A 21,431-nucleotide genomic window follows, 5' to 3' on the forward strand; every position below is an offset into this window, starting at 1 on the left:
GGGGATTACTCCTTGTGCGCCAGATTGACCACGCGGTTGGAGCGATCCACCGGGCGTACTTGCTGCCCGTCGTGAAGCACATGAACACCGGCCGCCACCACCCAGTCGCTGGCGTTCAGGCCTTCAAGCACCGGCACGGTTTTCTCGCCGAATGCACCGACCCGCACCGGGGCTTTCTTCAAGGTGTTGTTGGCGCCAACCACCCACACGTAAGTGGCACCGTTTTCTGCGGTGAGGGCCGACAATGGCACCGACAACGACACCACTTCGCCGCTCTGGATGAACACCCGGGCGCTCTGGCCGAGTTCGGCGGGAACCTTGCCGGCGGTAAATGCAATGCGGGCGGCGAAGGTGCGGGATTTCGGATCGGCCGCAGGCGACAGTTCACGGATGCGTCCGGGGAAACGTTGATCGGGTTGGGTCCAGAGTTCCACCGAGACCGGTTGACCGACCTTGAAGCGACCGAAGCTCTGCTCCGGCAGGCTGATCAACACTTCGCGCTCGCCATCGGTGGCGAGGGTAAACACGGTTTGCCCGGCCGCGACCACTTGACCGACCTCAACCGCACGTTTGGCCACTACGCCATCCTGCGGCGCACGCAGCACCGCGTAACTGGCCTGATTGGTCGAGACGTTGAATTCGGCTTTGATTTGCTTGAGGCGTGCCTCACCGGAACGGTAGAGGTTTTCCGCGTTGTCGTACTGCGAACGGCTGACCATCTGCCGCTCCATCAGCGTCTTGTAGCGATCACGCTCGGCGCGCACCAGGCTCAGGTTGGCTTCGGCGGCCGCGACCTGGGCGCGGGTGGCTTCCAGTTGCAGGCGCACGTCCTGAGGATCGAGTTCTGCCAAGGGTTGGTCAGCCTTGACCCGCTGCCCTTCTTCGACCAGTCGTCGGCTGACTTTGCCGCCAATACGGAAGGCCAGATCTGGCTCATAGCGCGCGCGGACTTCACCGGGATAACTTTCCATGGCCTGAGCCGAGGGCTCTGGCTGTACGACCATGGCCGGGCGGATGGTGACTTGAGGCGCCTCTTCATGGCCACACGCAGACAATAAAAGAGCCAGGCTGACCGGCAATGCGAGGGGCAAGGCAAAGCGGAACATGGTGAAGGACCTTTCGCTAATGGTGCTTGGAATAATTATACTGACCAGTATGTTATTAATAGCAAACTCACCAGTCCAGTATTAAAGCGAAGAATGTCTAACAATCTTTCAACACCCAGTGGTCCGGGTCGCCCCAAGGATCTGGCCAAGCGCCAGGCAATCCTCGATGCGGCGAAAATTCTGTTTCTGAGTAAGGGATACGCCAACACCAGCATGGATGCCGTGGCAGCTGAGGCCGGTGTGTCGAAGCTGACGGTCTACAGCCATTTCAATGACAAAGAGACGCTGTTTGCCGCCGCGGTGATGGCCAAGTGTGAAGAGCAACTGCCAACGCTGTTTTTTGAATTGCCGGACGGCATTGCCGTGGAAACCGTGCTGCTGAACATCGCGCGCGGTTTTCATCAGCTTATCAACAGCGACGAATCGGTGAACCTGCATCGGTTGATGGCGACGCTGGGCAGCCAGGATCCGAAACTCTCGCTGATCTTCTTCGAAGCCGGACCAGAGCGCATGTTGCACGGCATGGAACGGTTGTTGATCAAGGTCCATCAGAGCGGCGCGTTGAGCATCGATAAACCGCGCAATGCGGCAGAGCATTTCTTTTGCCTGCTCAAGGGCGCGGGGAATTTCCGGTTGCTGTATGGCTGCGGCGAGCCGGTGACCGGGGATGCGGCTGAAGCCCATGTGCGGGAAGTGGTGGGGTTGTTTATGCGGGCTTATCGGCCGGAGTCGGTCTGATCGATTTGTGGTGTTTGGGCCGACGCTATCGCGGGCAAGCCCGCTCCCACAGGTTCCGAGGTGTTCTCGGATATTGTGCCTAACACAAAACCTGTGGGAGCGAGGCTTGCCCGCGATGGGAGCGACGCGGTCTCAAGGCTTGAGCGCCTTCTTCGGATAAATGTCATACCGGCTGGATTTGCCGTCCAGCGCATGACTCGGCTTCGGCCCCTCGATGCACGGCGCCTTGCGCGGGCGTTTGACCACCACCCGGTGGCTGGCCAGGGCTAACGCCGCTTCGAGCAATGCCGGCGCATCCGGGTCATCGCCTACCAGCGGCCGGAACAGGCGCATTTCCTTCTTCACCAACGCGGTTTTCTCACGATGGGGAAACATCGGGTCGAGGTAGATCACCTGCGGCGGCTCGCCTTCCCAGTTGCGCATCACCTCGATCGAATTGCCCTTGAGCAAACGCATCCGCGCCACGATCGGCGCCACGTCGAAATCTTCCGCGCCGCGCGCCAGGCCATCTTCAAGCAAGGCACCGATCAACGGCTGGCGCTCGATCAGGCTCATCTCGCAGCCCAGGCTGGCCAGCACGAACGCGTCCTTGCCCAGCCCCGCCGTGGCGTCCAGCACGCGTGGGCGCACGCCTTGGGCGATGCCGACCGCCTTGGCGATCATCTGACCACTGCCGCCGCCATACAACCGACGATGGGCTGCACCGCCCTCGACAAAGTCCACCCGCACCGGCCCCGGTGCGTCCGGTCCCAGCTGTTGCAGCTGCAACCCTTGCTCGCCCACCTGCAAGGCGAACTCGCCATCACCCACCTGCAACGGCAACCCCAGGCGCTCGGCCCATTGCTCGGCCTGTGGCTGGAAAGTCGCGCCCAAGGCCTCGACATGGATGCGGCAGGCCGCAGGTTGCTCAATCATGGGAAAACACGCTCAAAAAATTAATGATCGGCAAAAACGGCCGATAACCCAACTATCGAGCATTTTGCCAGAGCTGAGCGTCGACCGAGAGAAATGTCAGACATTCAACGCACATCGATAGGTTACATCTCGCCCCACGGCGATTTTGGCCTGCGAAATTCCCAAGCACTGAGCGGCGTCAGTCACCTGTGGCAGGATTTTTTTGCCCAGGCCCTGGCCGATCAGTCGGGCGATGTCGTGCCGGCGTCTCTCAACTTTCCGCCGGTCGATCTCGACAGCCCGGTCGAACCGACCGTCGGCAGCGAGCTGCTGGCCCACATCATTTCCCAGCGCGAATGTGATGTGATGGAAACACCAGTCCGTCCACCCGAGCCCCTGTTCCTGCCGATTGCCGAGTTCGAAATGGACCTGGCCGACAAACCGTTCCCGCCGTTCCCGCCAGAAGAAATCGTCGCGCAACAGAAACAACAGGACTTCGACAGCGGCTGGGTACGCCCGATCGTGCTCACCGCCGGTCAACCGCTGCCAGAGCCTGGCACCGCACCGCAACCACGTCCGCTGCACTTGCCGATCGCCGAGTTCGAACTCGACCTGCTGGACAAGCCATTCCCGCCGTTCTCGCCCGAAGAGCTGGTGGAGCAGCAGAAACAATTCGATTTCGATAACGGCTGGGCACGCCCGATCGTTCTGCAGAACCTGCGCATCGCCGCCTAACCCTCAGCGACATCGCCACCACGGCCCGACATCCACATGAAAGTGATTGCGATGGGCGGCGTTGTAGTCCGGGCTCAATACCACACTGAACATGTCGCACGCACCGTCGCGGACCTGATGGAGAAATCGCGCGCCCTGGTTATCCTTCGGCCAATCCTTGAGCACGCTGATGAATCGGCCGTCCGCCAGCCGGAATCCGCTGATATCCAGTGCATCAGCCGTGGCATGCTGGCTGCGTCTGCCGTTTTCGCGGTTGTAGACGTTGCGACAGGCAAAGCTGCCGAGATGGTCGACCCGTTTCACCGCCTGCCCGTAGACAGCCTGAGCCGCCGGTTGCAGGGCGTGGCGCTCGAACAGGGCGAACGCCACTGCCAGACGGCAACTGGCGAGGAAACCGCTGCTCAGCGCCACCTCGCCACCTTGCACACGCAAGGTGTTGGTCAACGGGCAAGTCGCGTCCGGGCTGTCGGCCTGACGGGCCACCCGCAAACCTGAGCTGCTCAGCACCTGGTCGCATAACTGCGGATTATCGCGCAGACGCATCAGTTTGTAGCGGGTCAGCAGGTTCGGTTCAGCCTTTACGTCCAGCGGCGCCCATGGGTTCCATTGCGGGGGAATGGAAACCCAGCCCCGCCAGATGCTCAACCCGGCAGCGCCGATGATCAACAGCACCAGCAACAGCCCCCACCGAAACCGCATCGTCAGCCTTTGAACAATTGATTGGCCTTCTGGAACGGCATCGAGCGGGAGGTGAAGCCGAAGGTCCCGTGTTGCTGGATTTCCTCGGCTGCTCGGAAGAACTCGCCATACGCCGCCAACGCCAGGGCCGAACCGACGCTGATGCGTTTGACGCCCATTTCACTCAACTGCTCGACCGTCAGTTTGAGCCCGCCGGACATCAACACATTGACCGGTTTCGGCGCCACGGCGCGAACCACCGCCAAGACCTCTTCAGCGCTGCGCAGACCCGGTGCATAAAGCACGTCGGCCCCCGCCTCGGCGAATGCCTGCAAGCGGCGAATGGTGTCGTCGAGGTCAGGATTGCCGTGCAGAAAGTTCTCGGCGCGCGCCGTCAGCACGAAGGGAAAAGGCAAACTGCGGGCCGCCGCGACGGCCGCTTCGATACGCGCCACGGCATGCTCGAAGCAGTAGATCGGACCGTCCTCACGCCCCGTGGCATCTTCGATCGAACCGCCTACGGCACCGGCCTCGGCGGCCCGCAGAATACTTTGGGCGCACTCCGCGGGGTCGTCAGCGAAACCGTTTTCGAGATCTACCGCGACCGGCAGATCAGTAGCCGCGACAATCGCCCGAACGTTCGCCAGGGTATCGTCGAGCGTCAACCCACCGTCGGGGCGGCCCTGGGAAAAGGCATAACCGGCGCTGGTGGTCGCCAGTGCCTCGAAGCCAAGGCTGGCGAGCATTTTCGCCGAGCCGGCGTCCCAGGGGTTGGGAATGACAAAAGCGCCCTCGCGTTCGTGCAGTGCTTTGAACGCCTGGGCTCGAAGGGTTTGCGCATCCATTGGCAGGTTCCTGAAAAGGGGGAAAAACCCGCTTCAGAGCAAGCCAAGTTGCTCGGCGGCGGGTTCTCTGTATAGCTCAGGCAGCGGCGGCAAGCCAGGCAAACGCAGCATCAGTTGTGCGTGGAAACGTTGTGCCAGTTTCGCTGCCAGCAGGTTATCGGCGGTGTGCAGGAAGATATAGGGCGTGCGGCCCTCCTCGATCCAGACAGCGATTTTCTCGACCCATGGCACCAGGAATGGATCGTTGGCTTCAAGCACAGGATGGCCGATGAAGCGCACCTGTGGGAATTGAGTAAACGCAGCAGGACGAGGCGGCACCCTGGGCTTTTTCGATTGGGCGTGGAGCACCGAAGGATCGGTCGAGGTGCAGCAGAACAGCGCTCGCGGATCAAGACAGATGCGCTCGACACCGCGGTCCAGCAGCAAACGATTGAGCATCCGCTCGGCATCGCCCTTGGCGAAAAACTCATCGTGTCGCACTTCGACCGCCAAGGGCCGGTCCACCGCATCGATAAAACCGGCCAGCTCGGACAAGCGTTGAGGGGTGAAGCTTTTGGACAATTGCAGCCAGAAGGGAGAAACCCGTTCACCCAGAGGGCTGAGCAATTGCAGGAAGGTTTCGGCAGCGGTCAGTTGCTCGCGCAGGTCGCTGCTGTGGCTGATGTCGCCGGGGAACTTGGCGGTGAAGCGAAAGTGTTCGGGCATGGTCTCTGCCCAGCGCTGTACGGTGGCGGCAGAAGGGCTCGCGTAGAAGGTCGTATTGCCTTCCACGGCGTTGAACACTTGGGAATAAAGATTGAGAAACTCGGCGGGCCTGGCGTCTTGCGGATACAAGTACTCGCGCCAGGCATTTTCACTCCAGGACGGGCAGCCGAGGTAGTAAGGCAGCAACATCAGATGTACAGGTCGAGACCCAGTACATCCGCATCCCAATCGACAAAAGTGGCGGTGCTCAGGTAACTGGCCAGTGCCATCGCCACGCTTTTGCTCATGGCGCGGTGATAAATCATGTCTTGTTGACGCGCGGGGAGATTGCTCAGGCGTTGCGCGGAGGCTTTGGCAGCGCGGGCGGCCAATTGCTCTTCGGTAGGGAATTCCAGCTCGCCGTCGATATCGACGTAGTCGTCATCCGCTACAGGGCCTTTGCGGGGCTTGCGCTTGATGGGGTAGGACTGGGAGGAAACGCCGTCTATACGCATAAGTGCATGCTCGGTATCAATGATGGCAGCTTAGTGGCACATAGCCCACTTCGCAAACTGCCGAGTGATAACTAGAACACAGAAAAGCGAAAAGGTTTAAAAGCGGCGGGTAGAAAACTGACGATTGGCTAAATCCGACACATTATTGTGGCGAGGGGGCTCGCCCCCGTTCGGCTGCGAAGCAGTCGCAAGTCAGCCGATGCGGTGCTTCACGGGAATGTGGTGGTTGTTTTTGGGGCCGCTTTGCGACCCAACGGGGGCAAGCCCCCTCGCCACAGAGGGCCCTGTTGCCACAAGGACAACCGGAATTACCGCGTTTTCGGGGTCGCGACTTTATCGCGCAAATACACCGGCTGCGCCTCATCGGCCACGATCGCTTCACCGCGTTCCCAGGCAAACCGCGCCAGGGTCAGCAGGTCTTCGGCGTGGGGCAGCATGCCCGCGTCCTGCCCGCTCAGGTTGACGGCAATGCGCTCGGCATATCCCCAACCGGTGCCCGCGCCGAACCACTCGCCGCTGGCATCGGCCGGCAACGCAGCGGCTTCCGGTGGCAATACCGCTTCCTTGCCCACCAGCCGCATCTCCCCCGCCGTTTCGCGGTAGCAACCCCAATACACCTCATCCATGCGCGCATCGATGGCCGCCGCGACCTGGCTGACGCCGTGTTCGCGATAGGCCCGCTGGGCGAGTACGGCGAGATTGGAGACCGGCAACACCGGGCGATCCAGCGCAAACGCCAGACCTTGCACCACGCCGATGGCAATCCGCACACCGGTGAACGCGCCCGGTCCACGGCCGAAGGCAATGGCATCGACCGCTTGCAGCGTGGTCCCGGCATCGGCCAGCAGTTGCTGGATCATCGGCAGCAGCTTCTGCGCATGCAGGCGCGGGATCACCTCGTAATGACTCGTGACTTTGCCGTCATGCAGCAAGGCAACGGAGCAAGCTTCAGTCGCGGTGTCCAGGGCCAGCAAGGTGCTCATCGATGTTTCCGTAAGAGAGGTCAGAAAAAGTGCGCCAGTATAAACAACTACGGCCCGCAAGCGGGCCGTAGAAGATGAAGCCGATCAGACTTTTCAGCTCAGTGCTTCAAGCACCTTGCCGGTGATCACTTCAACCGAGCCAACACCCGGAATATGGCTGTATTTCGGCTTACCCTGAGTAGAGGCCAGACCCTGGTAGAACTCCACCAGTGGTTTGGTCTGGGAATGGTAGACCGACAGGCGATGACGCACGGTTTCTTCGGTGTCGTCCTTGCGCTGCACCAGCTCTTCACCGGTGATGTCGTCTTTGCCGGCGATTTTCGGCGGGTTGTAGACGGTGTGGTACACGCGGCCGCTGGCCTCGTGAACGCGACGACCGGCGATACGCTGAACGATTTCTTCGTCATCGACGGCGATTTCGACCACGTTGTCCAGTTCCACACCCGCTTCTACCAGCGCTTCGGCTTGCGGAATGGTGCGCGGGAAACCGTCGAACAGGAAACCGTTGGCACAGTCAGGCTGCGCGATACGGTCCTTGACCAGAGCGATGATCAGATCGTCGGAGACCAGACCACCGGCATCCATGATGCCTTTGGCTTTGACACCCAGCTCGGTACCGGCTTTTACAGCAGCACGCAGCATGTCGCCGGTAGAGATTTGCGGAATGCCGAATTTCTCGGTGATGAACTTAGCCTGAGTACCTTTACCGGCCCCGGGAGCTCCCAGCAGAATGACGCGCATTAGATGTGCTCCTCAATTTTTTATTTAGAATTACTTAAACAAAACAATGGATTCGCCACGAGGGGCCAATCTCAGAAATAGGGTCGTGACCGCCCAAACGGTCAAAGGCTGATCAAGATACACAGCAGGCCCGGCCCACACAAGCCGCCGAAAGTCGGAGAAACCCGCGCCGGATGAGACCTTGCGAAGGGGTAACCCAAGTCGCAACCCCATCATTAACTGTCGCGTGACAGACCTTTTCGACCGCTCGCCAGCAGGCACTCGACGCTCGCGCCGGGTGCCTGTCCCCCACGATGAAAACCTTAGCCGGTATTTCGCAAACCGGCGGCAATCCCCGCCACAGACACCAGTAACGCCTGTTCTACCGGGCTGCCTTGGGCCACATCCTGTTGCCGCGAACGGGCCAACAGTTCGGCCTGCAATAGATGCAGCGGGTCGAGGTAAGTGTTGCGCAGGCGGATGAATTCAAGGGTGGCTGGGCTATGTGCCAGTAGCTGCGACTGACCGGTCAACCCCAGGACCACCGCACAGGCCTGCGACAATAGGTCGCGTAAATGCGCACCCAAAGGAAGCAGATCCGGCTCGACCAAGCGCTCATCGTAAGACTGGGCGATATCGGCGTCGGCCTTGGCCAGCACCATTTCCAGCATATCGATGCGGGTACGGAAGAACGGCCACTGCTCGCGCATCTGCCCCAGCAACTCACCCTCGCCGCGCTCCAGCGCCTTGCTCAATGCCGCTTCCCAGCCAAGCCAGGCCGGCAGCATCAGGCGCGTCTGGGTCCAGCCGAAGATCCATGGAATCGCGCGCAGGCTTTCAATCCCGCCAGCGCGGCGCTTGGCCGGGCGGCTGCCCAAAGGCAAACGCCCCAACTCCTGCTCCGGGGTCGACTGGCGGAAATACTCGACAAACTGCGGATTTTCCCGCACCACGGCGCGGTAAGCCTTGACGCCATCGGCAGCCAATTCGTCCATCAAATGGCGCCAGGCAGGCTCAGGCGGAGGCGGCGGGAGCAAGGTCGCCTCCAGCACCGCCGCCAGGTACAGATTGAGGTTTTGCTCGGCGATGTCCGGTAGGCCGAATTTGAAACGAATCATTTCCCCCTGCTCAGTGGTGCGGAAACGCCCCGCCACCGACCCCGGCGGCTGCGACAGAATCGCCGCGTGCGCCGGACCGCCGCCACGGCCCACGGTGCCACCGCGACCGTGGAACAACAGCAGCTCAACTTGCTGCTCGCGACAGATGTCGACCAAACGTTCCTGCGCCCGATACTGCGCCCAGGCCGCTGCGGTGGTGCCAGCGTCCTTGGCCGAGTCGGAATACCCGATCATCACTTCCTGCGGCCCTTGCAGGCGCGAGCGATAGCCCGGCAGCAGCAAGAGTTTTTCGATCACCGGGCCGGCGTTATCGAGGTCGGCGAGGGTTTCAAACAGCGGCACCACGCGCATCGGCCGCAATACGCCGGACTCTTTGAGCAGCAATTGCACGGCCAGCACATCGGAAGCAGCGCCGGCCATGGAAATCACATACGAACCGAGGGAAGCCCCCGGTGCCGCGGCGATTTCCCGGCACGTCGCCAGCACTTCGGCGGTGTCGGCAGACGGCTTGAAGTACGCCGGCAGCAATGGCCGTCGATTGTTCAGTTCACGCATCAGGAAGGCGATGCGCTCCTCTTCGCTCCAGTCCTCATAACGGCCCAGGCCGAGGTAATCGGTGATTTCGGTCATGGCCGCCGTGTGGCGGGACGAGTCCTGGCGCACATCGAGGCGCACCAGAAACAGCCCGAACGTCACCGCGCGGCGCAGGCAATCGAGCAACGGGCCATCGGCGATGACGCCCATGCCGCATTCATGCAGCGAGTGGTAGCACAGCTCCAGCGGGTCCAGCAGGTCACGATTGTTTTGCAGCACATCGGCCGACGCTGGCGTGGTTGCCGTCAGGGATGCGTGGGCCCAACTACGGGTTGCGCGCAGGCGTTCACGCAATTGTTTGAGCACTGCGCGGTAAGGCTCGGCACTGTCGCCGGCCTTGGCTTTCAACTCGTCGCTGGCCTGCTGCATCGACAACTCGGCGGCGAGGTGATCAACATCGCGCAGGTACAAATCGGCGGCCATCCAGCGCGCCAGCAGCAACACTTCGCGGGTCACGGCGGCGGTGACGTTGGGGTTGCCGTCGCGGTCGCCGCCCATCCATGAGGCAAAGCGAATCGGTGCGGCCTCCAGTGGCAGGTGCAGGCCGGTGGCGGCATGCAAGGCCTGATCGGCCTTGCGCAAATAGTTGGGAATCGCCTGCCACAGTGAATGTTCGATCACCGCGAAGCCCCACTTGGCTTCGTCCACCGGTGTCGGACGGGTACGGCGGATTTCTTCGGTATGCCAGGCTTCGGCGATCAGGCGCTGTAACTTCGTCTTGATCTGCTCGCGCTCGGCGCTGGTCAGGTCACGATGGTCCTGGGCGGCCAGTTGCGCGGCGATCGCGTCGTACTTCTGAATCAGCGTGCGACGCGCCACTTCGGTGGGGTGCGCCGTCAATACCAGCTCGATTTCCAGCCGCCCCAATTGCCGCGCCAAGGACTCGGCATCATGGCCCGCAGTCAGCAGGCGAGCGAGCAGTTCCGGCAACACCCGGGCCTCGAACGGCGCGGGCTGCGACTCTTCGCGGCGATGAATCAGCTGATATTGCTCGGCGATATTGGCCAGGTTGAGGAACTGGTTGAACGCCCGCGCCACCGGCAGTAACTCGTCTTCGCTCAACTGGTTGAGGCTGGCGCTGAGTTCAGCGTCCATCGAACCGCGACGGTCGGCCTTGGCGCCTTTGCGGATTTGCTCGATCTTGTCGAGAAAGTCGTCCCCGTACTGTTCACGAATGGTGTTGCCCAACAGTTCACCCAACAGGTGAACGTCCTCGCGCAAGCGTGCATCAATATCGGTCATCAGCAGTTCTCCAGCGAATATCCGGGCGGCTATGCTTTGGTATAAGAGGCTTTGAATAGAGAGTGCCGTCGTAAAGCGGTTCTTACAAGCAGACGACGAAGGGACTTCAAACACAGGGCGTTGCAACTAGTCTCAACAATAAGCCGTACAACGGCTTGCCGCCGATACCGGCGGACACTCACCCGGCCTGCCACGAGCAGGTGCGCAATGAGGTCATTATGAAAATCCGTGAGCTCGCCCAGCATTGGGAAGAAAACGCCAAGGGTCGCCTGACCGACACCGGCTACACGATTCGTCTGGACGTGGAAGCGGCCGCACGGCTGGCGGCGATTATCGAGATGTACCCTAAACGACACCCCGAAGAACTGCTCGGCGAGCTGATCGGCGCCGCCCTGGAAGAACTCGAAGAGAGCTTTCCATATGTGAAAGGGTCAACGGTGGTTGCCACCGACGAAGAAGGTGATCCGCTGTACGAAGACGTCGGTCCGACCCCACGTTTTCTCGCTTTGTCTCGGCGTCATTTGCACGACTTATCGACTGATTGACAAGCAAAGACACTGAGTTTGCCGCCGAACGCGTGGGAGCGGGCTTGCTCGCGAAGGCGGTGTGTCAGACAACAGAAATGTTGAATGTTAAACCGCTTTCGCGAGCAAGCCCGCTCCCACACTGGCTTGCATATTCCTTCGATAATTGTGTATTCCCGGGGTCGAAACGGCCGGGAATACCCCCACGCCACCCGAAAGTTCCCGACTTAGAGCCTTGTCCACTCGGTCAAAGTTTTTTCCGGCGATAGGCCATCTTCTCTGAACTTTTGAAAAACACTTCGGGTCAACCCAGTAACCACGCCTGGGACGGCCGTTTCAAAAAGCACTCTGGAAATTGTAGGTTGCGGCTCCTTGCCCAGGATGGATTCAGATGTTTTTCAGGAGTTATCCAATGGAGTTGAAGACCATGAAGACCAGCACTGCACCATCCTCGCTCACCCACCTGCGCGGTCTCAAACTGGCGGCCCTGGCCATCGGCAGCAGCTTCGTTCTGGCCGGTTGCGCCGGTAACCCGCCGAGCGAGCAATACGCGGTGACCCAATCCGCCGTGAACAGCGCTGTCAGCGCTGGCGGTACCGAATTCGCCGCCGTGGAAATGAAGGCCGCTCAGGACAAGCTCAAACAAGCCGAAATCGCCCTGCACGACAAGAAGTATGACGAAGCCAGAATGCTGGCCGAGCAAGCCGAGTGGGACGCCCGTGTCGCCGAGCGCAAGGCCCAGGCGATGAAAGCCGAACAAACTGTGAAGGACTCCCAGAAAGGTGTTCAGGAACTGCGTCAGGAAAGTCAGCGCACCGTGCAGTAAGCGCGCATCCCGATTTCCAGACCTGAAACTCTTATCGATAGAAAGGACGAACCATTATGCGCAAACAATTGATGATCCCCGCCCTCCTGGCCGCAAGTGTTGCACTGGCTGCCTGCTCCACACCGCCCAACGCGAACCTGGAGCAAGCCCGTACCAACTACACCGGCCTGCAAGCCAACCCGCAAGCGAGCAAAGTCGCGGCGCTGGAAACCAAAGACGCCAGCGAATACCTGGACAAGGCCGACAAGGCATACCTGGACCGGGAAGACCAGGCCAAGGTCGACCAACTGGCTTACCTGACCAATCAGCGTGTTGAAGTGGCCAAGCAGACCATCGCCCTGCGCACCGCTGAAAACAATCTGAAAAATGCAGCGGCACAACGGGCGCAGGCTCGTCTGGATGCCCGCGACCAGCAGATCAAACAGCTGCAAGACAGCCTGAACGCCAAACAGACCGATCGCGGCACACTGGTGACGTTTGGCGATGTGCTGTTCGCCACCGACAAGGCGGACCTGAAGTCCAACGGTTTGGTGAATATCAACAAACTGGCGCAGTTCCTTCAGGAAAACCCGGACCGCAAAGTGATTGTCGAAGGCTACACCGACAGCACTGGCTCGGCGTCGTACAACCAGTCGCTGTCCGAACGTCGCGCAACCTCGGTGCAAGTGGCCCTGATCAAGATGGGTGTCGACCCGGCGCGGATCGTGGCCCAGGGTTATGGCAAGGAATACCCGGTTGCGGAGAACGCCAGTGTGTCGGGCCGCGCGATGAACCGTCGGGTGGAAGTGACCATTTCCAATGACAACCAGCCGGTCATTCCGCGTTCGGCGATCAGCGCCAAATAAACTGGCCACGCTGATACTTGAAAGCCCCGTCTGAATCGATCAGGCGGGGCTTTTTTATTTGACGATCACTGAACATGGATCTTCGGTGAACACAGTATTTGTGTACGACCGGGTTACTGTTCGAGTTTTTGCGGGGTTTCCTGGCCCATGCAGCGCACGGCTTTTTTCTTGCTGTTGATCAGCACGCCGGTCAGGCCTTTCTGGTCGGTGTCGAACAGCACCAGCACGCCATCGATGCACTGGGCCACTTGTGGGGCCGGTTCCAGGGAGACCTTGTAGTCTTCGCCCGGCACGGTCTTGAGCATGGTGAAGTCGCTGAGCAGTAGCGCATCTTCGGGTTTGGCGAAGTGCAGGTAGCCGTACCACCACAGGGCGCCAACGGTGCCGAGGATGCTGCAAATACCGGTGATGATCAGCGGGATAGCGTTACGTTCTTCACTCATTGCGGACTCTCTGGTGGTTCATCTTCAGAATTCGGGGGTGTCGGGTAATTCGGGACTTCACCCAGGCGGCGCAGACCGTTGAAATGCTGGGGGTCTTCGAGGTAGCGCAGCATGACCTTTTGCCAGACCGGGTCGGCAAAGGTTTGCACATGACCGCCCCGGGTCAGTTGCAGCACGCGCGGCGGCGGCGCAGCTTGATACAGTCGGATGCCGTTGGAAAGGGGCACCAGTTGATCATCGATACTGTGATAGATCAGTTTCGGTACGCCGTTGAGCTTCTTCATGGAATGGATCGCGCTGTCGCCGTCCGGCACCAACCAGGACAACGGCACCTGGAACGGCCAGGTCATCCATGACGTGCTCAGGGCGAAACGCCCGACATCGCGGTAGCTGGCAGGCACACCATCAAGCACGAAAGCCTTGAGTTGCCGCTGGCGCTCGGGATGCTGGGCCAGGAAATGCACGGCCATCGAGCCGCCAAGGCTCTGGCCAAGAAGGATCAGCGGCTTGCCCTTGACCTCCGGGGCTTGGTCGAGCCATTTGAAGGCGGCGTCGATGTCCTGATAGATCGCCGGCAACGCCGGTTTACCTTCGGACCAACCGTACCCGCGATAGTCCACCAGCAACACTTGATAGCCCTGCTCCGGCAACCACCAACTCCCACCCAAATGCCACGCAAGGTTGCCGCCATTGCCGTGCAAATGCAGCACGGTGCCTTTGACCTCGACACCTTTTTTCGCCGGCAGCCACCAGCCATGCAGCTTGAGGCCGTCAGCGGTGGTCAGGGTGACGTCGCGGAATTCGAGTTTGGCTTTTTCCGGGGTGAACGGCTGGCCGGACTCGGGGTAGAACAGCAGAGAGTCGCAACCGCCGAGGGCCAGGAGCAGGCAAAAGATGCCGAGGATTCTCATCCGGTGAAGCCTCGCAAAGAAGGGTTGAAATACGACCCTGTGGACAATGATCTACCTGTGGGAACGGGCTCGCCCGCGATGACGGCTTTGCATTCAACATTGATGTTGGCTGATCCACCGCTATCGCGGGCAAGCCCGCTCCCACAGGGGGATTCGTTGCTCACAAAATGTTGGAGTAATCCGCCTCGATCCGATCCAGGCTCAGGTGGTTGAGGAAGTTGGAGAAGCACATCCAGGCCGATAGCGCGTTCATGTCGCGGAATTGGTCGGGCAGGTACTTGGGCGGTACCACCAAGCCTTCGTCCACCAATTGGCGCAAGGTCCGCATGTCTTCCAGCGTGGTCTTGCCGCAAAACAATAGCGGTATCTGCTCCAGCTTGCCTTTACGCACGGCCAACTGAATGTAGTTGTAAACCATGATAAAGCCCTTGAGGTAGGACAAGTCTTTGGTAAATGGCAGACCGGTCGGCACCGAGCCGCGGAAAACCCGACTGGCGTTGCCGTAGCTTTCGGCCATTTCGAAGCCTTGCTCACAGAAGAAATCGTAGATCTGCAAGAAGTCCGCGCCCTCCTCCACCATATGAATGGCGCGGGTGCGGTTGGTCAGTTTGCGCAGGCGGCTGGGGTAGGAGGCGAAGGTGATGATTTCCATCAGGATCGCCAGGCCTTCCTGAGTCACGGTGGACGATGGCGGGCCCTTGGACAGGAAGGTGCAGATCGGCTGATTCAGGCCGTTGAGCGTGGTGCCCACATGCACCAGCCCTTCGTGGACTTCCAGTGCACGCACGTCGCGGTTGTTGAACATCGCGTCGGTGCGGATCTTGATGTAGTCGGCGCCGGCCGCCGCGTCGGCGACGATACCATCGGATTCAAACACCCGAATGGTTTCCTCGTTTTCGCCAAACACCTTGTTCAACCGATGTTGCAGCAGGTCGACGGCTTCCTTGGCGGTGAGGACTTTCGGTTCGTCCTTGAGGTCGCCACGGCCGGCGATGTTGTTCAGGTAATCGGAGAGCATCAGCCCCAGGTCAGCCAAGGTCGGATCGCCGGCGTGGAACGCATCGGACGCCGCGCCGTACAACTCCTGGGAAATCAGCCCGAAATCCTCGGTGCCACGCGCTTCGAGCATGCGGATCACCATGCGGTATTCCTTGCACATACGACGCATGATCTGGCCGACCGGGTTGAACTGGCCGAGCTGGCGGGTGATGTCACGCTCGATGTTCTGGAATTCCAGCTTCACTTTGCTGGAGTCAAATGCCAGCGGTCGATTGAGGTAGTAGTCGCGGTCCACGGCCGGCATTTCCTTGCCCTTGCCCTTGAGGAACCCCTTGCGAATGCTGTCATCCCACTTGACCGCATCCAGAACGCGAATCGGCGTCTGCGCCAGCACTATGCGATCGGACAGCATGCGTATCGTCTGCTGGTATTCGTCCACCCGAAACTCCTGTAGTAAAACCGTTACGTGCTGGGTTTAATTGGTTTTGGCCAGGCGCTGGTAACGCACCGCTTCGACGAAAACATCGGAATTGGCCGGGTCATCAAGGTAGGCAAACACCTGATCCAGGCTGTTGTTGATCAACACCCCGTCGCCGTCGTCGGTCCGGAAGCCTTGGCCACTGAGGGCTTCTTGGCCCATGGCCTGTTTAATCTGCTCGAGGTCGAGGCTGTAGACCACCAGTTCGTGCTTATCGTTGAGCTCGAAACCGGTGATGGTGAAATGCCCTCCGAACTGCGCCGGCACCTTCGCCGACAGGTACCAGCGATTGCCATGGCGCGACACGGTGAAGGGATAGGCTTCACGCTCATGGGGCCTGGCCTTGAAGTAGCTGACCGCCTGGTAGCGATTGTCGCCGATACGCGTCAGTTCCAGGTTCATCGGCTCGCCCCAGGCATTGGTGCTGGTCCATTTGCCGAGCAGCCCTTTGGGCGCGGGCTCGCTGGCGGGCAGCGGCTCCTTGAAGGTCACCAGACAGCCACTGAGCAGCAGGATCGACAAGGCGATCGCAATGACGCGCCAGGCTTTCATTCAACACTCCCTATCGACATATGACGCCTTTAATGTGGGAGCGGGCTTGCTCGCGAAAGCGGTTTAACATTCAACATATTCGTTGTCTGACCCACCGCCTTCGCGAGCAAGCCCGCTCCCACAAGGTTGCATTCCCACAAGGGGTTACACCGACGCCAGCACCAAATGCATGTAGCGGTTGAGGATGCCGAGCATTTCCTCTTCGGCCACAGGCTCAGCGTCGTTGAGCAGGCCCTGATATTCCATCCGTCCGATAATCGCCGTCAACACTTTGGCATCCTGTTGTGGCTCACGGGAACCTAATACTTCGAAAAGCTGGCAGGTGCCCTGCAAGAGAATTTGCTGGTGGGAGCGCACCAACAACGCCAGACGCGGGTTGAGCAAGGCTTCCTGGCGGAAGGCTTGCTCGGCCATCAAGTGCTCGCGGCGATTGATCAATTGCCGATGGACATAGTCAGCCATCAGCCGTGCGATATCGTCCGCCAGCTGTGAGCGGGACTCGCTGGTGCCATCGCCGCTGACAACCATCTCGCGCAACAGGCCTTCGTTACTGGCCCACAACCGGGCCATGAACGCGGCGCTGCGTTCCACGTATTGGGCAAAGGTATCGGTGAGCAGGTCATCGATGTCCTTGAAGTAGTAGGTGGTGGCCGACAGCGGCACACCCGCTTCAGCGGCCACCGCACGGTGCCGCACGGCCCGCACGCCATCGCGCACGACAATACGCATCGCCGCGTCGAGAATGTCCTGTCGACGCTGTTCGCTGCCCTGTCGGCTGGCCTTGCGGCCCTGGTACTGAACGCTTTCAGCGACCGCAGTGGCGATACCCGCTGCACCTTCTTGAGCAATTGCACGATTCACGACAGGTATTCCTCTCTAAACGCCAAAAGTAACCAATTGATACGTTTGTACCAGACAGGCAATAAAAAGCCGCCTGTTATAGGCGGCTTTTTAATTGAAACATTTACGCTTGTGGCCGCATGTGCGGGAACAGGATGACATCGCGGATCGACGGTGAGTTGGTCAGCAACATCACCAGACGGTCGATACCGATTCCTTCACCGGCGGTTGGCGGCATGCCGTACTCCAGCGCGCGAACGAAGTCGGCGTCGTAGTGCATGGCTTCGTCGTCGCCGGCGTCCTTGTCGGCCACCTGCGCCATGAAGCGCTCAGCCTGGTCTTCCGCATCGTTCAACTCCGAGTAGGCGTTGGCGATTTCACGGCCGCCGATGAACAGCTCGAAACGGTCGGTGACGTTCGGGTTCTCGTCGTTACGACGGGCCAGCGGCGACACTTCGAACGGGTACTGAGTGATGAAGTGCGGCTGCTCCAGCTTGTGCTCGACCAGCTCTTCGAAAATCATCACCTGCAGCTTACCCAGACCTTCAAAGCCGAGCACCTTGGCGCCGGCCTTCTTGGCGATGGCGCGGGCCTTGTCGATGTCAGTCAGGTCGTCAGCGGTCAGCTCAGGGTTGTACTTGAGGATCGAGTCGAACACCGACAGACGCACGAACGGCTCGCCGAAGTGGAACACCTTGTCACCGTAAGGCACGTCGGTGCTGCCCAGAACCAGCTGAGCCAGCTCGCGGAACAGTTCTTCGGTCAGGTCCATGTTGTCTTCGTAGTCGGCGTAAGCCTGGTAGAACTCCAACATGGTGAATTCAGGGTTGTGACGAGTCGAAACGCCCTCGTTACGGAAGTTGCGGTTGATCTCGAAGACTTTCTCGAAACCACCGACTACCAAGCGCTTGAGGTACAGCTCCGGCGCGATACGCAGGAACATTTCCATGTCCAGCGCGTTGTGGTGAGTCTCGAACGGCTTGGCCGCCGCACCGCCTGGAATGGTTTGCAGCATCGGCGTTTCCACTTCCAGGAAGTCACGCTTCATCAGGAAGCTACGGATGTGCGCAATCACTTGCGAACGAACGCGGAAGGTCTGGCGCACCTCTTCGTTGACGATCAGGTCAACGTAACGCTGACGGTAGCGCTGTTCGGTGTCGGTCAGGCCGTGGTGCTTGTCCGGCAGCGGGCGCAGGGATTTGGTCAGCAGGCGCACGCTGGTCATTTCGACGTACAGGTCGCCTTTGCCGGAACGCGCCAGGGTGCCAACGGCTGCAATGATGTCGCCCATGTCCCAGGTTTTCACCGCGGCCAGGGTGTCTTCGGACAGGGTTTTACGGTTGACGTAAACCTGAATCCGCCCAGTCATGTCCTGAATCACCATGAACGAGCCACGGTTGAGCATGATGCGACCCGCCACCTTGACCGGGATCGCAGCCTCTGCCAGCTCTTCCTTGGTTTTGTCCGCGTACTGTTTCTGCAAATCTGCGCAGTAATTGTCGCGGCGGAAGTCGTTGGGGAAGGCATTGCCCTTGGCGCGCTCGGCAGCAAGCTTTTCCTTGCGCAGGGCGATCAGGGAGTTTTCTTCCTGTTGCAGGGCTTGCGGGTCGAGTTGTAGGTCGCTCATGTCTTTAAATATTCCATCAGGTTCGTTGCCCCCAGCCTGCGGCTGGGGATCGCTGGCAAGCCAGCTCCCACAAGGATCGCGCTGTGTCAGCCGATCTTGTATCGCATGTCTTACAGGCCTTGTTTCAAGCTGGCCACCAGGTATTCGTCGATGTCGCCGTCGAGCACCTTGTCGCAGTCGCTGCGTTCGATGTTGGTACGCAGATCCTTGATGCGCGAGGCATCGAGCACGTACGAACGGATCTGGTGACCCCAACCGATATCCGACTTGGTGTCTTCCAGAGCCTGGGACGCGGCGTTGCGTTTCTGCACTTCCTGCTCGTACAAGCGCGCCCGCAACATTTTCATCGCGGTGTCTTTGTTCGCATGCTGGGAACGTTCGTTCTGGCAGCTGACCACGGTGTTGGTCGGTACGTGGGTAATCCGTACGGCCGAGTCGGTGGTGTTAACGTGCTGACCACCGGCACCAGAGGAACGGTAGGTGTCGATGCGCAAGTCCGACGGGTTGATGTCGATTTCGATGTTGTCATCGATTTCCGGCGACACGAACACGGCCGAGAACGAGGTGTGACGACGGTTGCCGGAGTCGAACGGGCTCTTGCGCACCAGACGGTGCACGCCGATTTCGGTACGCAGCCAGCCAAAGGCGTATTCGCCCTTGATGTGCACGGTAGCGCCTTTGATACCGGCGACTTCACCGGCCGACAGCTCCATGATGGTCGCGTCGAAACCGCGTTTATCCGCCCAGCGCAGGTACATGCGCAGCAGGATGTTGGCCCAGTCCTGAGCCTCGGTACCGCCGGAGCCGGCCTGGATGTCCAGGTAGGCGTTGTTGGCGTCCATCTCACCGCTGAACATGCGACGGAATTCGAGTTTTTCCAGGGACTCGCGCAGGCGCTCGACTTCGGCGGCGACATCATCGACGGCGGCCTGGTCTTCTTCTTCGGCGGACATCAGCAGCAGGTCTTTGGCGTCGGCCAGGCCACTGTGCATTTCGTCGAGGGTTTCGACGATCTGAGCCAGCAGCGACCGCTCGCGGCCCAGTTCCTGAGCGTACGACGGGTTGTTCCAGACAGACGGATCTTCAAGCTCGCGATTGACTTCAGTCAGACGCTCATGCTTTTGATCGTAGTCAAAGATACCCCCGAATAGTTTCGGAGCGCTCGGACAGGTCCTTGATACTGTTAAGGATCGGGTTGATTTCCATGGCGGGCAGCACTCGTTGGCGAACTTTTGAAAGCCGGCGAGTATAACGTAATCAAGCTGTCACGGCAGCCCGCCTGGCGGCTTTAGGCGCTAATGGTTTTGGCGCAAATCGGGTCACTGACCGCCCGTCAACTGGCGCCACTGACTCACAGCCCTTGTGGCGAGGGAGCTTGCTCCCTCTGGGCTGCGAAGCGGCCCCCAAAATCTTGTGAGCGCTGCGCACTCAAGCGGAGCAAGCTCCCTCGCCACAGGGTCTTTTGGTGGGGCTAAATATCTACCCGTCCGTCATTCAATCCCCACCTGATTACGCCCATTGTTCTTCGCCAGGTACAGCCCCTTGTCCGCCGCCGAGATCAATTGCCGGCAATCGCTGCCCGGCTGCGGGATCAAGGTCGACAGGCCGATGCTGATGGTCAGGCTCGAACCTTCGGTCGGGAAAATGTGCGGGATCTTCAACCCGGCCACGGTCTGGCGCAGTTTTTCCGCCACCAGCCGCGCACCGCCCGGCGAGGTGTTGGGCAGGACCAGGACGAACTCTTCGCCACCGTAACGGGCCGGCAAGTCCGAAGGTCTGGAGCTGGCGTCGCGAATCGCCGTGGCAACTTTGCGCAGCGCCTCATCGCCTTCGAGGTGACCAAAGCTGTCGTTGTAGGACTTGAAGTAATCGACATCGATCATCAACAACGACAGTTGAGTCTGGTCACGCAACGAACGCCGCCACTCCAGCTCCAGGTATTCGTCGAAATGCCGGCGGTTCGACAGCCCGGTCAGGCCGTCGGAGTTCATCAAGCGTTGCAGCACCAGGTTGGTGTCGAGCAACTGCTGCTGGCTGACCCGCAGCGCGCGATACGCCGCGTCACGTTGCAGCAGGGTCATGTAGGAGCGCGAGTGATAGCGGATGCGCGCCACCAGTTCGATGTTGTCCGGCAGTTTGACCAGGTAATCGTTGGCGCCAGCGGCAAATGCTGCGCTCTTGATCAGTGGGTCTTCCTTGGTCGACAGGACAATGATTGGAATGTCCTTGGTCGCCGGGTGATTACGGTATTCGCGCACCAGGCTCAGGCCGTCGAGGCCGGGCATGACCAGATCCTGCAGGATCACCGTCGGCTTGATGCGAATTGCCTGGGCAATGGCCTGGTGCGGGTCGGCACAGAAATGGAAGTCGATGTTTTCTTCGTTCGACAAACCACGCCGCACCGCCTCGCCGATCATCGCCTGATCGTCCACCAACAACACCATGGCGGCGTTTTCGTCGGTTTTGAAGTCGTCGAGCTGCAAATCATTCATGTGCGGTCACCTGAGTACTGCTTTGGCCACAATTGCTGCTAA

The 21,431-nt window shown here is 60.0% G+C and carries 22 protein-coding genes; 5 read left to right on the forward strand and 17 right to left on the reverse strand.

What is annotated here, in order from left to right; all coding sequences use genetic code 11:
• Nucleotides 1-5 precede the first annotated feature (5 nt).
• Nucleotides 6-1,106: an efflux RND transporter periplasmic adaptor subunit gene (locus PSH88_RS24895; protein WP_305423234.1), complete on the reverse strand. Its 1,101-nt coding sequence runs from the start codon at nucleotides 1,104-1,106 to the stop codon at nucleotides 6-8.
• 93 nt (nucleotides 1,107-1,199) lie between these two features.
• Between PSH88_RS24895 and PSH88_RS24900 the strand changes: the two genes are divergently transcribed.
• Nucleotides 1,200-1,844, forward strand: a complete 645-nt coding sequence (locus PSH88_RS24900) for a TetR/AcrR family transcriptional regulator (RefSeq protein WP_305483398.1) — start codon at nucleotides 1,200-1,202, stop codon at nucleotides 1,842-1,844.
• Nucleotides 1,845-1,976: 132 nt separating this feature from the next.
• On the opposite strand, the gene PSH88_RS24905 is transcribed toward PSH88_RS24900, so the two are convergent.
• Nucleotides 1,977-2,759 carry a class I SAM-dependent methyltransferase gene (locus PSH88_RS24905; protein WP_370694670.1) on the reverse strand — a complete coding sequence of 261 codons (783 nt, stop codon included), beginning with the start codon at nucleotides 2,757-2,759 and terminating at the stop codon, nucleotides 1,977-1,979.
• A 93-nt stretch (nucleotides 2,760-2,852) separates the two neighbouring features.
• Here PSH88_RS24905 and PSH88_RS24910 point away from each other — a divergent pair, with 93 nt between their 5' ends.
• On the forward strand, nucleotides 2,853-3,473 hold the full coding sequence (locus PSH88_RS24910; RefSeq protein WP_305423236.1) for an energy transducer TonB: 621 nt from the start codon (nucleotides 2,853-2,855) through the stop codon (nucleotides 3,471-3,473).
• Between the two features lie 3 nt (nucleotides 3,474-3,476).
• Here PSH88_RS24910 and PSH88_RS24915 read toward each other — a convergent pair whose 3' ends face one another.
• The 7 genes from PSH88_RS24915 to ppc form a co-directional block, all read right to left on the reverse strand.
• Nucleotides 3,477-4,172, reverse strand: coding sequence for an extensin-like domain-containing protein (locus PSH88_RS24915; RefSeq protein WP_305423237.1), 696 nt, complete (start codon nucleotides 4,170-4,172; stop codon nucleotides 3,477-3,479).
• A gap of 2 nt (nucleotides 4,173-4,174) precedes the next feature.
• Nucleotides 4,175-4,996 carry an isocitrate lyase/PEP mutase family protein gene (locus PSH88_RS24920; RefSeq protein ID WP_305423238.1) on the reverse strand — a complete coding sequence of 274 codons (822 nt, stop codon included), beginning with the start codon at nucleotides 4,994-4,996 and terminating at the stop codon, nucleotides 4,175-4,177.
• 33 nt (nucleotides 4,997-5,029) lie between these two features.
• Nucleotides 5,030-5,890: a DUF72 domain-containing protein gene (locus PSH88_RS24925; protein WP_305423239.1), complete on the reverse strand. Its 861-nt coding sequence runs from the start codon at nucleotides 5,888-5,890 to the stop codon at nucleotides 5,030-5,032.
• Nucleotides 5,890-6,195 (reverse strand): hypothetical protein, encoded by a 306-nt coding sequence (locus PSH88_RS24930; RefSeq protein ID WP_123719873.1) that lies wholly within the window; start codon nucleotides 6,193-6,195, stop codon nucleotides 5,890-5,892. Before PSH88_RS24930 ends, PSH88_RS24925 begins: the two co-directional genes overlap by 1 nt.
• A 308-nt stretch (nucleotides 6,196-6,503) precedes the next feature.
• The gene (tsaB, locus tag PSH88_RS24935) at nucleotides 6,504-7,178 is read right to left on the reverse strand and encodes a tRNA (adenosine(37)-N6)-threonylcarbamoyltransferase complex dimerization subunit type 1 TsaB (protein WP_305423241.1); all 675 of its coding nucleotides are present in this window, start codon (nucleotides 7,176-7,178) and stop codon (nucleotides 6,504-6,506) included.
• 93 nt (nucleotides 7,179-7,271) lie between these two features.
• The gene (gene adk, locus PSH88_RS24940) at nucleotides 7,272-7,919 is read right to left on the reverse strand and encodes an adenylate kinase (RefSeq protein WP_305423243.1); all 648 of its coding nucleotides are present in this window, start codon (nucleotides 7,917-7,919) and stop codon (nucleotides 7,272-7,274) included.
• Nucleotides 7,920-8,221: 302 nt separating this feature from the next.
• A complete protein-coding gene (ppc, locus tag PSH88_RS24945) occupies nucleotides 8,222-10,852 on the reverse strand; it encodes a phosphoenolpyruvate carboxylase (protein ID WP_305423245.1) in 2,631 nt (876 codons plus the stop codon).
• A 218-nt stretch (nucleotides 10,853-11,070) separates the two neighbouring features.
• Here ppc and PSH88_RS24950 point away from each other — a divergent pair, with 218 nt between their 5' ends.
• From PSH88_RS24950 to lptF, 3 genes are all read left to right on the forward strand, one after another.
• Nucleotides 11,071-11,397, forward strand: coding sequence for a pilin assembly protein (locus PSH88_RS24950; protein WP_305423247.1), 327 nt, complete (start codon nucleotides 11,071-11,073; stop codon nucleotides 11,395-11,397).
• Between the two features lie 391 nt (nucleotides 11,398-11,788).
• Nucleotides 11,789-12,202 carry a DUF4398 domain-containing protein gene (locus PSH88_RS24955; protein WP_305423248.1) on the forward strand — a complete coding sequence of 138 codons (414 nt, stop codon included), beginning with the start codon at nucleotides 11,789-11,791 and terminating at the stop codon, nucleotides 12,200-12,202.
• A gap of 56 nt (nucleotides 12,203-12,258) precedes the next feature.
• Nucleotides 12,259-13,047, forward strand: coding sequence for a lipotoxin F family OmpA-related lipoprotein LptF (gene lptF / locus PSH88_RS24960; RefSeq protein ID WP_305423249.1), 789 nt, complete (start codon nucleotides 12,259-12,261; stop codon nucleotides 13,045-13,047).
• A gap of 113 nt (nucleotides 13,048-13,160) precedes the next feature.
• On the opposite strand, the gene PSH88_RS24965 is transcribed toward lptF, so the two are convergent.
• The 8 genes from PSH88_RS24965 to PSH88_RS25000 all read right to left on the reverse strand — a co-directional run bounded on the left by PSH88_RS24965 (nucleotide 13,161) and on the right by PSH88_RS25000 (nucleotide 21,389).
• A complete protein-coding gene (locus PSH88_RS24965; RefSeq protein WP_008014068.1) occupies nucleotides 13,161-13,490 on the reverse strand; it encodes a PA3694 family proteiin in 330 nt (109 codons plus the stop codon).
• A complete protein-coding gene (locus tag PSH88_RS24970) occupies nucleotides 13,487-14,401 on the reverse strand; it encodes an alpha/beta hydrolase (protein ID WP_305423251.1) in 915 nt (304 codons plus the stop codon). Before PSH88_RS24970 ends, PSH88_RS24965 begins: the two co-directional genes overlap by 4 nt.
• 160 nt (nucleotides 14,402-14,561) lie before the next feature.
• On the reverse strand, nucleotides 14,562-15,812 hold the full coding sequence (locus PSH88_RS24975; RefSeq protein ID WP_305427056.1) for a flavohemoglobin expression-modulating QEGLA motif protein: 1,251 nt from the start codon (nucleotides 15,810-15,812) through the stop codon (nucleotides 14,562-14,564).
• A 63-nt stretch (nucleotides 15,813-15,875) separates the two neighbouring features.
• Nucleotides 15,876-16,430, reverse strand: a complete 555-nt coding sequence (locus PSH88_RS24980) for a hypothetical protein (protein ID WP_305423253.1) — start codon at nucleotides 16,428-16,430, stop codon at nucleotides 15,876-15,878.
• 144 nt (nucleotides 16,431-16,574) lie between these two features.
• Nucleotides 16,575-17,291 (reverse strand): TetR/AcrR family transcriptional regulator, encoded by a 717-nt coding sequence (locus PSH88_RS24985; RefSeq protein WP_305423255.1) that lies wholly within the window; start codon nucleotides 17,289-17,291, stop codon nucleotides 16,575-16,577.
• A gap of 103 nt (nucleotides 17,292-17,394) precedes the next feature.
• Entirely contained in the window at nucleotides 17,395-18,897 is a 1,503-nt protein-coding gene (gene lysS, locus PSH88_RS24990; protein ID WP_305423257.1) for a lysine--tRNA ligase, read from the reverse strand.
• A gap of 110 nt (nucleotides 18,898-19,007) precedes the next feature.
• Nucleotides 19,008-20,103, reverse strand: a protein-coding gene (prfB, locus tag PSH88_RS24995; RefSeq protein WP_095920368.1) for a peptide chain release factor 2 whose coding sequence is annotated in 2 segments (ribosomal slippage) — nucleotides 19,008-20,030 and nucleotides 20,032-20,103 — 1,095 coding nt in all. Because the reading frame shifts where the segments join, the coding sequence is not laid out codon by codon here.
• Nucleotides 20,104-20,387: 284 nt separating this feature from the next.
• Entirely contained in the window at nucleotides 20,388-21,389 is a 1,002-nt protein-coding gene (locus PSH88_RS25000; protein WP_201059908.1) for a response regulator, read from the reverse strand.
• Between the last annotated feature and the right edge of the window lie 42 nt (nucleotides 21,390-21,431).

Source organism: Pseudomonas wuhanensis (assembly GCF_030687395.1).
GTDB lineage: Bacteria > Pseudomonadota > Gammaproteobacteria > Pseudomonadales > Pseudomonadaceae > Aquipseudomonas > Aquipseudomonas wuhanensis.